The 15,136-nt window shown below is 60.5% G+C and carries 11 protein-coding genes; 1 reads left to right on the plus strand and 10 read right to left on the minus strand.

What is annotated here, in order from left to right:
- Positions 1-17: 17 nt before the first annotated feature.
- The 5 genes from JJ917_10725 to JJ917_10745 all read right to left on the minus strand — a co-directional run bounded on the left by JJ917_10725 (position 18) and on the right by JJ917_10745 (position 8,394).
- Positions 18-3,500 carry an efflux RND transporter permease subunit gene (locus JJ917_10725; protein ID MBO6699293.1) on the minus strand — a complete coding sequence of 1,161 codons (3,483 nt, stop codon included), beginning with the start codon at positions 3,498-3,500 and terminating at the stop codon, positions 18-20.
- 11 nt (positions 3,501-3,511) lie between these two features.
- Complete coding sequence (locus JJ917_10730; GenBank protein MBO6699294.1) at positions 3,512-4,876, minus strand: efflux RND transporter periplasmic adaptor subunit; 1,365 nt, start codon at positions 4,874-4,876, stop codon at positions 3,512-3,514.
- A 149-nt stretch (positions 4,877-5,025) separates the two neighbouring features.
- Positions 5,026-6,081 carry an Hsp33 family molecular chaperone gene (locus tag JJ917_10735; GenBank protein MBO6699295.1) on the minus strand — a complete coding sequence of 352 codons (1,056 nt, stop codon included), beginning with the start codon at positions 6,079-6,081 and terminating at the stop codon, positions 5,026-5,028.
- 118 nt (positions 6,082-6,199) lie between these two features.
- Positions 6,200-7,114, minus strand: coding sequence for an ornithine carbamoyltransferase (gene argF / locus JJ917_10740; GenBank protein ID MBO6699296.1), 915 nt, complete (start codon positions 7,112-7,114; stop codon positions 6,200-6,202).
- Between the two features lie 56 nt (positions 7,115-7,170).
- A complete protein-coding gene (locus JJ917_10745) occupies positions 7,171-8,394 on the minus strand; it encodes an aspartate aminotransferase family protein (GenBank protein ID MBO6699297.1) in 1,224 nt (407 codons plus the stop codon).
- Positions 8,395-8,925: 531 nt separating this feature from the next.
- Between JJ917_10745 and JJ917_10750 the strand changes: the two genes are divergently transcribed.
- Positions 8,926-9,468 (plus strand): GcrA cell cycle regulator, encoded by a 543-nt coding sequence (locus JJ917_10750; GenBank protein MBO6699298.1) that lies wholly within the window; start codon positions 8,926-8,928, stop codon positions 9,466-9,468.
- A gap of 17 nt (positions 9,469-9,485) precedes the next feature.
- On the opposite strand, the gene phoB is transcribed toward JJ917_10750, so the two are convergent.
- From phoB to pstC, 5 genes are all read right to left on the minus strand, one after another.
- Entirely contained in the window at positions 9,486-10,202 is a 717-nt protein-coding gene (phoB, locus tag JJ917_10755; GenBank protein MBO6699299.1) for a phosphate regulon transcriptional regulator PhoB, read from the minus strand.
- 18 nt (positions 10,203-10,220) lie between these two features.
- Positions 10,221-10,943, minus strand: a complete 723-nt coding sequence (gene phoU, locus JJ917_10760) for a phosphate signaling complex protein PhoU (protein MBO6699300.1) — start codon at positions 10,941-10,943, stop codon at positions 10,221-10,223.
- A 61-nt stretch (positions 10,944-11,004) separates the two neighbouring features.
- Entirely contained in the window at positions 11,005-11,859 is an 855-nt protein-coding gene (locus JJ917_10765; protein ID MBO6699301.1) for a phosphate ABC transporter ATP-binding protein, read from the minus strand.
- A 60-nt stretch (positions 11,860-11,919) separates the two neighbouring features.
- A complete protein-coding gene (gene pstA / locus JJ917_10770; protein ID MBO6699302.1) occupies positions 11,920-13,758 on the minus strand; it encodes a phosphate ABC transporter permease PstA in 1,839 nt (612 codons plus the stop codon).
- Positions 13,751-15,136, minus strand: a complete 1,386-nt coding sequence (gene pstC, locus JJ917_10775) for a phosphate ABC transporter permease subunit PstC (GenBank protein MBO6699303.1) — start codon at positions 15,134-15,136, stop codon at positions 13,751-13,753. Before pstC ends, pstA begins: the two co-directional genes overlap by 8 nt.

The raw sequence follows: 15,136 nt of genomic DNA on the forward strand, positions 1-15,136 counted from the left end.
CTGGATAGATTGGCTGTTTATTCGGCTGGCGTGAGCGCCTGGCTGTTGCTTTCGCCATCATCGGCTAATCGCCGGCCAAAGAATGTGCGCAGCACAATCCCAATATCATCGCCGACCTTGAGCAGCGAGGGCACCAGCACCATGACAAACAGGGTCGCGGTGGCGAGGCCAAAGGTGATGGTGATCGCCATTGGCAGCAAGAACTGCGCCTGAAGCGATGTCTCAAAAAGCAGCGGCGAGAGCCCGCCCACGGTGGTCAGCGACGTTAGAAGGATTGCGCGGAAACGATCTTGCGTCGCCTGTACGGCAGCTTCGGCAACGCCCATCCCTTCCTTCAACCGGTCGTCAAACCGGGAGACTAAGATGATGGAGTTGTTGACCAGGATGCCCGCCAGCCCGAGCAAACCGATCATAGATAGAATGGTGAGCTGGAAGCCCATCACCCAGTGGCCCATGATCGCGCCAACAATGCCAAAGGGGATGATCATCATCACCGCGATGGGGCGCCAATAGCTGGCAAACACCCAAGCCAGAATGATGTACATGATGCCAAGGGCCAACATGCCGCCAAGGCCGAGATCAGCAAAGGCTTCCTGACGCTCTTCGGCACGACCGGAAAAAGTGAAGTCAACGCCATAGGTGTCGGCAACGCGCTGCAAGTCTCCAGCGCGCAATGCAGCCTCAATCTCACTGTTGGTGGTCACTTCGATGTCGACGTCGGCGGTGACGGAAACCGTCGTGCGGCCATCTCGGCGCTGGATGACCGAGAAGCCCTGCCGATCCTCCAGGTTCACCACTTCGGTCAGCGGGACATAAAGGCCAGTTGGTGAGCGCAGTTCCAAGGTTCGCAGCGTCCCGGTTCCGCCCTCGCCTAGGTTTTGGCGCACGACGATGGCGATTTCCTCGTCGGGGAACGGCAGATTGCGTGCCGTGCGACCGCCAACGGCATCACGAATCTGCGCACCGACACCATCGAGAGTGAAGCCCAGCGCCTCGCCACGTTCGGTAAGCGTCAAGATGATCTCCGGTTTGCCGTAGGGCAGATCATCATCGACGCCGGACACCCCGGGAAACTGGGTGAGTGCCTCTTGCAGGTCGGCTGCGGCGGTTTTCAGCGTGGCGGCATCGTCGCCAAGCAGACGGATATCCAGATCGCGTCCTGGCGGACCGCCGCGGCGTTCAAAGATCGAAATGCGTTCCACTCCTGGCAAATCGGGCACGGCGCGTCGCCAAGCACGGACGACTTCGGGTGTGCGGATCGATCGGGCCTCGGACGATGTGAGTTCCACATCGATGGACGCAAAATTGTCGCCGCGATTGCGTCCCGACGAGCCGTAGGTTGCATAGGATGACAGCACCAATGTGTCTTCGTCGGCAAGGTTTGCCGTCAACTGTTCATCGGTTGCGCGCAGCGCTTGATCGACACGCGCCAGTGTTTCCAGAGCCGCCGCTTCGGAAACGCCCGGCGTGAACGTGATCGTGGCGGTGATGTTCTCCGCTTCCGGCGAGGGGAAGAACACAAAACCCACATGGTTGCCGCGAATGACGCCGACGACCAGGATCAGCGCCGAGACGCACAAAGCAAGAGTCACATAGCGCCAGGCTACAGCGGTCTTAACGATTAAGCGGAACGGGTTGTCGCGGACCCAGCCAAAGCCGGTATCGAAACCGCGACGGAACCAGCTCTTGGCATTCACATCGTGGGTAGGACTGGTGCGGTCGCGCTGGCGTTCACCGCGCAGACGCCACAGCTCAATCAACCCGGCCAGCGCAAAGGCGGCCAGGGCAATCGCGACGGCAAGCGCTGGTGTTTGGGCGAGCGGGTGGGCGTTGATGATGGCGGCGATCGCACCCAGACCTACTGCACCGGCCAGCGGCGCTTGGTAGAGCACCAAAACCATAGGAGCCGCGAGGATTAGCGCCGTCAGGATCAGGCGCGTCCAGTTGGTGCCGCGTTTCGGCGTCGCGCCAAGCGAATGCGCCAGATGACCTGGCAGAACGAAGAACACTTCAATGAGGCTTGCGATCAGAACCGCGACCACGACCACCGGCAGCACGCCCATGATCTGCCCGATGGTGGACCCAACCAGCAAGATCGGGCCGAAGGCAGCCGTTGTGGTGAGCATGGCGGCAATCACCGGCATCATCATGCGTGTCGCGCCGTTTTCGGCTGCCTCATAGGGTCCATCACCCATATCGAGGCGCGTGGCGGTGTGTTCGCCGACCACAATGGCATCGTCGACGATGATCCCCAGCGTCATGATCAGCGCGAACAGGGAGATCATGTTGATCGACTCGCCGAACACAAACATTAGGCCAAGCGTTGCCATGACGGCGGTCGGAATGCCGACCGCCACCCAGAAAGCGATACGCATATTGAGGAAAACAAATAGAATGGTGACGACCACCAACAGGCCTGTCAAGCCGTTGGTGACGAGCAGTTGAATGCGCTGCTCAACGGCGGTTGAACGCAGATCGTAAATCGCGAGGTTCAGCGACTGGGGGTACTCCAATTGAGCCTGCTCAACCGTGGCCACCATCGCGTCGGCGACGGCCAAAACATCTTGCGAAGCCGAGCGCGACACATCCATGCGGATAGCCCGTTCGCCCTCAACAAACCCTTGGCTCTGACTGCTGTCGTAGGTCTGGCGGATATCGGCAATGTCGCGCAGTTCGATGCGCTCGCCGCTGGCCTCGCCGCGCACCACGATGTGGCCGAGCGACTCGATGCTGTCGGCCTGACTGAGCGCGCGGATTTGGCGCTCTAGATCGCCATCAAGATTGCCCGATGGCAGATCGCGGCTGTTTTGTCCGATACGACCAGCCACATCGCCGATGGTCAGATCAAGCCGGCGCAGCGTTTCTGGGTCGATGGTCACCTCATATTCGGTGTCGCGCATCCCAGAGAAGCTGACCAAGTCGATATCATTGGCGATCAGGCGGTCGCGCAGATCGCGGGCGAAGCTTTTCAGCGCGTCTTCGGAAAAAGGACCGGATATCGCGATACGGCCGACGCGATCAGCGAAATTGCTGGTGGTGATGACAGGCGTTTCGGATCCATCGGGGAGCAAGGTGATGCCGGCAACAGCCTGCTCGACATCGGCGCGAGCCTCGATCATGTCGGTGTCGTCGGTGAAATCGAGCCGCACCGAGCCAGAGCCTTCGCGGGCGTAAGACACGATCTCATCCACCCCGTCGATGAAGCGCACTTCTGGCTCAACAATGGTCAGGATGTTGCTCTCCACATCCTCCGCGCTGGCGCCCGACCACGAGATGGAAATCGTGATGTTCTTCGTTTCGATATCGGGGAAGAACTGGGTGTTGAGATTGGCCAGCCCATAGATGCCAAAAAGCACCATCAGCGCCATGACGAGGTTGGCGGCGTTGGGATGACGGACGAACAGGCTGATCACACCACGCGCGCCAGTTGGGCCTTCATTGAGGCGATTGGCTGCTGTGATGCGCGTTTGTCGCAGGCGCGAGAGGGGCTGTTTGCTCATCTTCGCGCCCTCTAAGAGGCCGGCTGGACGCGGCGGACCGCAACGCCATCACCGGCATCGGTCAGCCGCGAGATCACGATCTCAGCGCCGTTCAGGCTGTTCTCCCCGACCGAGCGCACCAGGGCATGGGCACCATCCCAGGCGACCAATTCTACATCCCGCCGCTGCAAACGGTCCTCAACCACAATGAAGACATGGTCGGTGTTGTAGAGCGCGGTTTCTGGAATGCGCACCGTGCTGTCAAAGGCCTGATCAGCCAACGACACCGAAACGAAGGCGCCAGGGCGGAGGTTGGCCGTCGTCTGCTCGATTTCCAAGCGCCCGAAGAGGGCCACGCCACCCGACGCCGCTGAAATGTCCGCGTCCAGGCGGTCGATTGTGCCGGAAATCTGGACATCCTCACCGCCCGTCGACCAGGTGACGGCTATCGGCCGGCCGATCAGCGGCTCGGCCTCGCCGGCCAAGCGGCCAAACTGGCTATCGGATAGCGTGAAACGGACGTTGAGCGCGCTGTCATCGTAGATTGTGGCGACGACGTCATTGACCGACACCAGGCGACCGATCTCAACGCTTTCGGAGCGAATGACGCCGGTGAAAGGGGCGAGCAAGGTTGTGCGTTCCAAATCCCGCTCAGCTTGCTGCAAGCGCCACTCCAGCCGAGCGATCTGGGCACGCTGTTGTTCCAGTCGCGCTTCTTCGATGCGCAGATTGGCCTGGCGCTGATCCACTGCCTGCTGGCGTTGCGACAGGGTCAGTTGGCGGGTTTCGAGGTCACGCTCCGTCAGCTGTCCGCGCTCGGCAAGCTGGCTGGCGCGTTCCAGATCGCGCTCGGCCAAATCGACCTGTTCGGCAGCGCGCGTCAGCTGATCGCGCTCCAGCGCGGAGCGGGCTTCGGATTCTGCAGCGCGGGCGCGCGCTTCGGCAAGGTTGGCCTGCGCTTCCACAACCGCGCCTTCATAGGAAAAACGATCAATCTCAACCAGCGGCGCGCCAGCATCGATCCTGCGCCCGGCTTCAAGATTGGGATGAACGGCCGTGATCTCGCCAGCGACGAGGGCGCGTAAGTCAACCAGGCGACCTGCTACCACTTCGCCGAACACCTGAATGGTCGGGCTGTGGGTTGCGACCTGGGCGGTCTGCGTCAGGACCGGCACTTGGCGCTCAACCGCCGGTCGTTGAGGCACCTCTGGTCGACTGTCGATCAACCGCTGCATGGCCATGACAGCGCCAGCGATGATGGCAACAGCCAGGAGCGCGGAGATCAGGGTCTTGCCGGCCACCCACCAGGAGGACGGGCGTCGCCGTATTTCCGCATCCTCCAAGGTGACAAGATCAGTCTCGTTATCACGGGTCGGATTGGGATCCGGGTTCAGCATCGCTATAGCTCATGGCGTATCGGGTGGGGGGATACCCTTTTACGCGCCACACCCTGTCATAGATGCGGCAATGGTTTGAGTTAAAGATTGGTCATGTTGTCGGAACAAAAAAGGGGCCGACCATCTGGCCGACCCCATTATTCAGGTTTCTAGAGCGATTCGTAGGTCTTCGGGTCGAAGCGATACTGCTTGGAACAGAAGTCGCACGTCACCTCGATGGCGCCGTTTTTGATCATTCCTTCATCGGGATCCTCGCCAAAGGTTTTCACCGTCGCGTGCACCCGCTCGGTCGTGCAGGTGCAGCGCTCTTGCACCGGCAGGGCCTCGAAGACGCGCACGCCGCGCTCGTGGAACAGCCGGAAGAGCAATTGATCGGATCCGGTTTGTGGATCAACCAGCTCTGCGTCTTCGATCGTGCCAATCAGGGCTTCTGCCTCGCGCCAATGATCGTGCTGATCGACGTCGCCCGTGCCGGTGCCGTCCGCATTGGGATCATCGCCCGGATGCAGATCGCGCACAGGAATACGGCTGGTGTCGCGCGGCAGATATTGCGCGAGGAAACCACCGGCCCGCCATTTGGCCCTGCCGCCATCACCGCGATCCACGCTCTGGGCAACGGCAAGCCGCACCAGGGTCGGGATCTGCTCCGATTGCAGGAAGTAGGCCTGCGCCATTTCCTCAAGGCTTTTGCCCTGCATGGCCACCACGCCCTGATAGCGGTTCATGTGGGCGCCTTGATCGACGGTGAGCGCCAAATGGCCTTCACCAAGAAGCTGCGCCGGATCGGTTTCTCCAGCAGCGACAGCTTCATCCAGGCGTGCATCATCGAACCGGGCCATGGCGCGCACGCTGTCCGGCGTTTGAAAATCGACCACCAAAAGCGAGACCGGGCCGTTGCCCTGGGCCTGGACGATAAAACGGCCATCAAATTTCAAGGAGGTGCCAAGCAACAGAGTCAGCGCGACCATCTCCGCCAAGAGCCGGGCAACGGGCTCTGGATAGTCGTGGCGATCCAAGAGATCGTCGATGGCGCCGCCAAGGCGGATCACACGGCCGCGGACGTCCAAGTCTTCTACCGCAAACGGCATGACGTGATCATCGTCGCCGCCATGAAAGCTTGCCGGCGCGCGCGAAGTCGCTACCGTCGGTGTTCCAGAAAGCCGGGCGGGATCGGTCCCGCCGTATGAAGGGGGGTTCGGTGTCATGGGATGTCTCATCGCTTAGGAGGGAAGGCGCGTTGGAGTACTACGCGCTGTTGCTCCATAAGATAGTATGGCGTGCCTGGAATCCAAGCCGCATCGTCCATGCTGTCGGCCAGCGACGCTAACCCACCAGTCCAAAGCACCAGGCGAGCACGCCTTTTTGTGCATGTAGCCGGTTTTCGGCCTCATCAAACACCACCGATTGCGGTCCGTCGATGACGCTTGCCGACACCTCTTCCTCGCGGTGAGCCGGCAGGCAGTGCATGAACAGCGCATCCGGGTTGGCGCGGGCCATCAGGCGGTCGTTCACCTGGTAGGGTCCGAGCAGATTATGACGACGCTGCGCCTGATCATCGCCCATGGAAACCCAGGTATCGGTGATGATGAGATCAGCGCCTTCGGCAGCCTGATCAGGATCGGTGGTCACCTCAAGTTTCGCGCCAGCGGCCTTCGCATTGGCAACAGTATCCGCATCGAGCGCCATCTCCGGCGGCGCGGCCACCGCGATGGTCATGTCGATATGGGTTGCCGCGTCGATCCAGCTCTTGAGGACATTGTTGGTGTCGCCCGACCACATGATACGCTTACCGGCCAGCGAGCCACGATGTTCCTCATAGGTCATGATGTCCGCCATCACCTGGCAGGGGTGTGAAACCTTGGTCAGGCCGTTGATCACCGGGACCGTGGCGTGTTCAGCAAGACCCTCTAAAAGGTCATGATCGAGCGTGCGGATCATGATGCCGTCGACCATGCGCGAGAGAACTTTGGCCGTGTCGTGAACGCTTTCGCGCTTGCCAAGCTCAATTTCCGCGCCGGTGACCATCAGTGTTTGGCCACCAAGCTGACGCATACCAACGTCAAAAGAGACGCGGGTGCGCAGCGAGGGTTGCTCGAACACAAGGGCCAGCACCTTGCCGTCCAGCGGCTTGTCGGCGTTGCCCGCCTTTTGTGCCTTCTTGCGCGTGTGCCCGTCGGCCAGGATCGCCTGAAACGTGTCGGTGGACAGGGTATCAATATCAAGAAAATGGCGGGTCATGTCGGTCAGCCCGAATAGTAAGAAGCAGGATTGGTGAATCGGTTTGGGCGCGGGCCCTAGTCGCCACGTCGATCGTCGAGGTCGCGCGCGGCCTCTTCCAGCGCGTCCATCGCAAAAGCGATGTCCTCGCGGGTGACGATCAGCGGTGGCAGAAGGCGCACCACATTGTCGCCAGCGGCCACCAAGAGAAGACCTTTATCGCGCGCCGTAGCCACGACCTCGCCAATCGGGATGGCGCATTTCAGCCCCATCAACAGACCCTCACCGCGCACCTCGGTGAAAATGTCGGGGTAAAGATCGATCAGCGCGCCCAAACTCTGCGTCAGGTCGCGGGCGCGGGCCTGAACGGTGTCGAGGAAACCTTCTTCCAGAACAACATCGAGAACCGCATTGCCGGCGGCCATGGCCATGGGATTGCCGCCATAAGTCGTACCATGGGTGCCGGGCACCATGGCAGCTGCGACATCGGCCTTGGCAAGGCAGGCCCCGAGCGGGAAACCGCCTCCAATGCCTTTGGCCACAGCCATAATGTCAGGCTCAAAGCCGAGCCGCTGGTGAACGAACAGATGGCCGGACCGGCCCATGCCGGTTTGAACCTCATCGAGGATCAACAGCACGCCATGCTTGTCGCAGGCCTCGCGCAATCCACGCAGGCACTGGTTGGGCACTGGACGCACGCCGCCCTCACCCTGAATGGGCTCGATGAGCACGGCGGCGCAGTCCTCCCGGGCTATGGCCTCGTTCAACGCGTCATGATCGCCGAAAGCGAGGTTCTCAAAACCCGGCGCCGCTGGGCCGAAACCTTCCAGATAGGATGGATTTCCGCCAGCAGCGATCGTTGCCAGGGTGCGACCATGAAAAGCACCTTGAAAAGTGATGATACTCACCCGTTCCGGTTGGCCCTGATCATAGTGGTAGCGCCGCGCCGTCTTGATCGCGCACTCCAGCGCTTCGGCGCCCGAGTTGGTGAAGAATACCTTGTCGGCAAAGGTCGCATCGCACAGCCGCTGGGCGAGTTTTTTGCCACCGTCAATCTGAAACAGGTTGGAGGTGTGCATCAGCTTGTCGGCCTGGGCCTTGATGGCCTCCACCAGATGCGGATGGGCATGGCCAAGCGCGTTGACCGCAATGCCGGAGACAAAATCCATGTAGCGTCGCCCATCCTCATCAAACAGCCAAACGCCTTCGCCGCGCACAAAGGTCTGCGGCGTGCGGTTGTACGTCCCGTAGAGCGGATTGCTCTCCGGGTCGGTTGATGATGCGCTTGGCTGCGCGAGCATGGATTGCGCCATGGCGGGATGCCCCCTTTGCGGGCTGTAGGCGGATCGGCCTGCCCAGATGGCAGCGCCGATGCCGCGACGGTGGTAAATGCGGGGCCGAGCCCAAAACGGCTTAACTCTAGGGCAGGCTCGGCAATGGCCCAAAAATAAACGGCCCGCAGCGGGCCGAGAGCTTTTCGTCTAACATTTTTTTTGCCCGGACTGTCAATTTCTAAGTCCTTCAAACGACTCAGGAAACCTGAGCTTTTCCCCGGAACGGCTGGAACTTGTTCACTTTTTTTTAACCCCTGACTCTTGTCACCGATTCAACCGCTAGTGTAGCTCTACTGGCGAGGGCCACCAGATATGGTGGCTGGCATTCACCGATCCGGCAAATCGTGGGCTCTGCCCGCAACGGCTCAGCGCACCCTGGCGTGCGCGTGGACAGGCTTTGCCTTCAGGCAATTTGGTGATGCGGAATTGAATTTGAGGCTGGGGCAGGTCGGCGAGCGCTCGGATTGAGCGCCGCTTCGTGTGTGGAGGATGCAACCGATGGCATGGACTGACGAACGCGTTGAAGTACTGAAGACGATGTGGCTGGGCGGCTCAAGCGCCAGCCAGATTGCTGCCGCCCTAGGCGATGTCACACGCAACGCGGTGATCGGCAAAGTGCACCGTCTTGGCCTTTCCGGTCGCGGCAAACCGACCGCGACCGCGACACCTCGCGCCCGCAAACCACGCACGCCGTCGTCAGGCGCGTCACGACCAAGGCGCAGCACCACGTCGACGCGGGTCAGCGGCGGGTCCATGTCGGTGGGCGCTACCGCGCTGAAGACCGATGAGATGGCGGTTGCCGAACTCGATCAAGCGCCGGTTGCGCGCGGCCGCGTCGATCTGGTGCTTGTCGGCGAGAGCCCAAAGCTCTCCATTCAGGAGCTTAACGAAGACACCTGCCGCTGGCCGGTGGGCGATCCTCTGAACGATGATTTCCACTTTTGCGGACGGTCCGCTCTCGAGAACCAGCCCTATTGCGAATATCATTGCGGCGTGGCGTTTCAGGCGCCTAACGAACGTCGCCGGGATCGCAACCGGTAGGTTATCAGCCCACTGGTTCAGGCGGACTGGCGGGCCTGGTTATCCTGAAAACGATCATCGAACGCATAGCCCGCGCCACGCACGGTCCGGATGGGATCGCGGGCGCGGCCCTTGTTGATCGCCTTGCGCAGCCGGCCGATGTGAACATCGACAGTGCGGTCATCGACATAGACGTCGTGCCCCCAAACACCGTTGAGCAGCTGCTCGCGGGAGTAGACGCGCCCCGGGGTGCGCATCAAAAACTCCAAGAGCCGGAACTCGGTCGGTCCGAGGTGGATTTCACGGTTCTGCCGCTGAACACGGTGGGTCTCGCGATCAAGTTCAATGTCACCAACGACAAGCGAATTTGTGATCAATTCCGGGCTAGACCGGCGCAGCAGCGCCTTGATGCGAGCGGATAGCTCCGGGATCGAGAACGGTTTGACGACATAGTCATCGGCGCCCGTCGTCAGCCCCCGAACCCGCTCACCCTCTTCGCCACGGGCTGTCAGCATGATAATGGGCGTTGTGCTGGTTTCGGCGCGCGAGCGAATGCGACGGCAAAGCTCGATGCCCGAGAGGCCGGGGAGCATCCAATCGAGAAGGATTAGATCGAAGGTGCGCTCGCGAAGCCGTGTCTCGGCATCGTCTCCGCGCATGGCGACATCGACATCAAAACCAAGCGCCTCGACATTGTACTTCAAGAGCTCGACGAGCGGCGCTTCGTCCTCAACGATCAGAATGCTCGGCTGCACGGCTTACCTCACCTGACGCTAATTCGGTCGCGGCGTTGTTTCCGGCGTCGCATCGCCCAACTCATCCTGTTTAGGACGGTTGGTCGCCACCATCTCGCCAGTGCGCGTGTAGATCGCGCGCTCGGCAATGTTGGTGGCGTGATCGCCAATGCGCTCAAGATTCTTGGCACAGAAAAGCAGATGCGTGCAGGAAGAAATGTTGCGCGGATCTTCCATCATATAGGTCAGCAACTCGCGGAACAGCGAGGTGTAGAGCGCATCGACTTCGGCATCGTGGCGCCAAACATCTTCAGCTTTGGTGGTGTCGCGCTCAACGAAGGCTTCGATGGACCGCTTGAGCTGGCCAAGCACCAAACGCGACAAGCTATCGACACCGTGGGCCAGCGTGCGTTGATGGATTGAACCATCGATTATGAGAGCCCGTTTGGCGATGTTCTTGGCCAAATCGCCGACCCGCTCCAAATCCTGGCTGACGCGCATGGACGAGACGATGACGCGCAGATCGTCGCCCATCGGCTGACGACGGGCGATCAGAAGCACGGCGTCGCTCTCTACCTTACGGTCGGCGTCATCGATGCGGTCGTCGTTGGAGATGACGCTTTCTGCTTCGTCCGTGGCGCCAGTCATCAGCGCATCCACGGCATCTTCGACAGCCCGCTCGACCCAGCCTGCCATTTGCGCCAGTTCGAGCAGAAGGTCGCGGAGATCGGTGTCGAAGGCGGTGACGATATGCTTTGTCATCGAGGTAGTCCTCTAACGATGCGTGCGTCGCATCCTTTGTATCACGAGCGCCAAAGCGCGATCAGCCAAAGCGGCCGGTGATGTAATCACGGGTGCGACTATCGGTAGGATTGGTGAAGATATGATCTGTGGCGCCGACCTCGACCAAGATGCCGAGGTGGAAGAAGGCGGTGCGCTGCGAGACACGAGCAGCCTGCTGCATGGAGTGGGTGACGATCACGACGGTGAAATTCTCGCGCAGTTCATCAATCAACTCTTCCACCTTGGCAGTGGCAATGGGATCAAGCGCCGAGCATGGCTCATCCATCAGCAACACTTCGGGCGAGGTCGCAATGGCGCGCGCAATGCAAAGCCGTTGCTGCTGACCGCCGGAAAGGCCGGTGCCTGGCGCATCAAGACGGTCTTTGACCTCTTCGAAAAGGCCCGCCTTTCGCAGCGAGGTGACAACGATCTCTTCCAGATCGGTCTTGTTATCGGCGAGCCCATGAATGCGCGGGCCGTAAGCGATGTTTTCAAAGATCGATTTGGGGAATGGGTTCGGCTTTTGGAAGATCATGCCGACCCGCGCGCGCAGTTCAACCACATCAATCGATGGGTCATAGATGTCCTGCTCACCGATGGTGATCTTGCCTTCCATCCGGGCGATATCGATGGTGTCGTTCATCCGGTTGAGACAGCGCAGGAATGTCGACTTGCCGCAGCCCGAGGGGCCGATCAGTGATGTGACCTGGCGCTCACCAATATCGAGATTGATGTCGAACAGAGCCTGTTTGTCAGCATAGAAGACGTTGACATCAACGCCCTTCATCTTGACGTTTTCCGGTGGCGCGTCGGTGATGGTCGTTCCTCCAGGCGTTATGCTTGAGCCCTCTGACGGCGCCGCTGGGGCCACGGGAATGGCGGTGTTGCGTTCCATGGTCTGCGTGGTCGACATATGCATGTCTCCTTGGTGCCGTTTACTCGATACGAGGCGCGCTTACCAGCGGCGCTCAAAGCGCTTGCGCAGGATCACGGCAAGAGCGTTCATAGTGATAAGGAAGGCCAGCAGGACCAAGATGGCTGCTGAAGTCTTCTGGCGGAAGAGGACTTCCGGGAAATCGGCCCACATGAAGATCTGGACCGGCATCACGGTGGACGGATCGAGCGGGGTGGAGGGCACATCGACGATGAAGGCCACCATGCCGATCATCAAGAGCGGCGCGGTTTCACCCAGCGCTTGCGCCATGCCGATGATGGTGCCGGTCAGAATGCCAGGCATCGCCAGCGGCAACACATGGTGCAGAACGGTTTGCAGCTTTGACGCACCGACGCCAAGCGCGCCCTCGCGGATCGACGGAGGGACAGCCCGCAGCGCGGCGCGCGACGCAATGATGATGGTCGGAAGAGTCATGAGCGCCAGCACCATCCCGCCGACCACCGGCGCTGAACGCGGCATGCCGAAAACGTTCAAGAACACCGCCAGACCGAGCAACCCAAAAACGATGGACGGCACAGCAGCGAGGTTGTTGATGTTGACCTCGATGATCTGCGTCAGGCGGTTCTTCGGGGCGAACTCTTCCAGATAGATCGCCGCGGCCACGCCCAGCGGAAACGCCAGGGCCAACGTGACGACCATGGTGAAAAACGAGCCGACGACTGCGCCCCAGATACCGGCCAGTTCGGCCTCGCGGCTCGCACCAGAGGTGAAGAACACGGTGTTGAAAGTGCGTTCAACGCGATCCTGATCGGCGAGCAGATCGAGATAGACGAGCGAGCGGTCATCGAGCTGGCGATTGCGCTCTGGCAATATGATCTCACGGATCGACCACTCATCACCCACCGCATCGGCAGTGCTTTGCAAGGGAATGATCACGTCGCCCTCGATCCCGCTTGCGCTCAATCGATTGGCTTTGACGACGCCACCATTGATCTCCACGAGGATGGAAGGCAGTTCCCGGGAGAGTTCCTCTTCGGCGCCTGGTGCCTCTGACCTGGCGCGCAGATCGGCCAGCTCCGCCGTCAGGTTTTCGATATCGCGACCCAGCGAAACAATGCCGCGTTCAAGAATATTGATCTGCGATTGGAAGAAATCGGTACGGCCTTCCGGCGCGTTCGGCAGGCGCGTACGGTAGGAATCCAAATCCAGGATGGCCCGCTCCAGCGAGCGCTCCTTGGCAGCGAGTTCGCGCGCAACGCCATCGGCCTCCTCAGAGAGAAACTCTTTTACGTCAGCCAGCAATTCACGAAAATCATTGGCTGTGGAGAGAACCTGGATCGTGCCTTCGGTGCCGGTCGGTGATGCGATGCCAGTTGGAACAAAGCGTTGCTCGTCGGAGATCAGGTCCTTGAAATAGAGATCGGCAACATCGTCCAGCGGCACGGTGAAGCTGGTTTGGCCCATCATCGCTTCAGGGTCATCCAGCACAGCTTCACGGACCCGAACCGCCGACCCGGACGAAATCAGCGAGGAGACAGTCCGCTGATCATCGCGGCTTTCGGCAAAGGGATAGAGGCTGCGGATGCCATTGCGCACCACCGCATCATAATTGGCGCGGCGCAGGACGCTCTCGCCCTCATTGTTCGGATCCAGCGTTTCCTGGCTAAGGTCGACCGGGATCGTCACCTGATGCGACACGAAGGCGGGCAACGCCTGGCCGACAATGGTGGACAGCAGCAGCACCAAAAAGAGACCGGCTGTGACAACGGCTGCGATTCCACAGAGCTTGAAACGGAACTCAGAGGCGTAACGCGCCTTCAGCCGGCGGCGTGCCGCCTCGGAGGTGTGCAAGTCGGTGTCGGCAGACCCGCCTGAGGGATCAGAAGCAATATCAGTCATATTGTTCCCTGTACTTTTGCACCACACGCAGAGCGATGAAGTTGAGCGTGAGCGTGACGCAGAAAAGGAGCAGGCCGAGGGCGAACGCGGCGAGCGTCTTGGCGGTGTCGAACTCTTGGTCGCCGACCAGCAATGTGACGATTTGAACCGTGACGGTGGTCACCGCTTCCAGGGGATTGATGGTGAGATTGGCAGCAAGGCCAGCGGCCATTACCACGATCATGGTTTCACCAATGGCGCGCGAGATGGCGAGGATCATGGCCGAGACGATACCGGGCAGCGCCGCCGGCAGAACGACGCGGCGAACGGTTTCGGATTTGGTCGATCCAAGCGCCAACGACCCGTCGCGCAGCGATTGCGGCACGGCGGTTATTACGTCATCGGAGAGAGACGACACGAAGGGGATGATCATGATGCCCATGACAACGCCTGCGGCCAGCGCCGACTCGGAGGACACATCAAGGCCGAACCCCTCGCCGGTATCACGGATAAAGGGCGCCACCGTCAGCGCGGCGAAAAAGCCGTAAACCACCGTTGGCACACCGGCGAGGATTTCCAGAACCGGCTTGGCAACCGCACGCACCGATTTCGAGGCGTAATCGGACAGGTAAATGGCGGCGAAGAGGCCGATCGGCCCAGCGACCAGCATGGCGATGAAGGTGATGAAGAGCGTGCCGACGATCAGCGGGATCGCGCCAAAAACTTCTGGATTGGCATCCACAACCTCACCAGCGCCAGCAAAGGCCGATTGCGGCGACCAGTGCAGACCGAACAGGAAGTCGTGGATCGGGATCATCGTGAAGAAGCGGATACTCTCGAAGATCAGCGAGAGAACGATGCCAATGGTGGTGAAGATCGCAACCACTGAACAGGCGATCAGCAGGATCATTACCGCCCGCTCGACGAAATGACGGGTGCGGCGCTGCGGCTCGATGTTGCGATATCCGGAACGGAACCCAAGGAAAGCGAGCGTCGCCATTACCGCGACCATGGCTATCAATGAGATTGTGTGAAGGTTGCCGTAGACTTCGGCGGCGGCCTCTTTCACCTCATCGGTGAAGCCGACAATGCCGCCAAAGGCGATTGCGCGGGCATCGCGCAAGAACGCTTCACGTGCGGGCAGTGACAGTTCAGCGACCTCATCGGCAAACTGTCCAAGGACGATCGAGTCGAGGATTGGGCCTTGCGCGATCGACCAGATGATCAACACACCCAGCGCCGGAACTGTCGACATGATGGCGAGGTAGCCGCCGTGATAGCTTGGCCGCGAATGCAGCACGCTCGTGCTGGCGCCAGCCACTCGGCGAGACCGCATTGCGCCGATGTAGAGCGACCCGACAAACAGGGCCATCAGCGCCAGAAGAAGCAACCAAAACAC

The organism is Hyphomicrobiales bacterium, assembly GCA_017642935.1.
GTDB lineage: Bacteria > Pseudomonadota > Alphaproteobacteria > Rhizobiales > MH13 > MH13.

Excerpts from the sequence above, each read along its gene's own strand:
- JJ917_10750 (MBO6699298.1), top strand. The coding sequence starts at position 8,926 with ATGGCATGGACTGACGAACGCGTTGAAGTACTGAAGACGATGTGGCTG.
- JJ917_10730 (MBO6699294.1), bottom strand. The coding sequence starts at position 4,876 with ATGCTGAACCCGGATCCCAATCCGACCCGTGATAACGAGACTGATCTT.
- argF (MBO6699296.1), bottom strand. The coding sequence starts at position 7,114 with ATGACCCGCCATTTTCTTGATATTGATACCCTGTCCACCGACACGTTT.
- pstA (MBO6699302.1), bottom strand. The coding sequence starts at position 13,758 with ATGACTGATATTGCTTCTGATCCCTCAGGCGGGTCTGCCGACACCGAC.
- phoU (MBO6699300.1), bottom strand. The coding sequence starts at position 10,943 with ATGACAAAGCATATCGTCACCGCCTTCGACACCGATCTCCGCGACCTT.
- JJ917_10725 (MBO6699293.1), bottom strand. The coding sequence starts at position 3,500 with ATGAGCAAACAGCCCCTCTCGCGCCTGCGACAAACGCGCATCACAGCA.
- JJ917_10735 (MBO6699295.1), bottom strand. The coding sequence starts at position 6,081 with ATGACACCGAACCCCCCTTCATACGGCGGGACCGATCCCGCCCGGCTT.
- JJ917_10745 (MBO6699297.1), bottom strand. The coding sequence starts at position 8,394 with ATGCTCGCGCAGCCAAGCGCATCATCAACCGACCCGGAGAGCAATCCG.
- JJ917_10765 (MBO6699301.1), bottom strand. The coding sequence starts at position 11,859 with ATGGAACGCAACACCGCCATTCCCGTGGCCCCAGCGGCGCCGTCAGAG.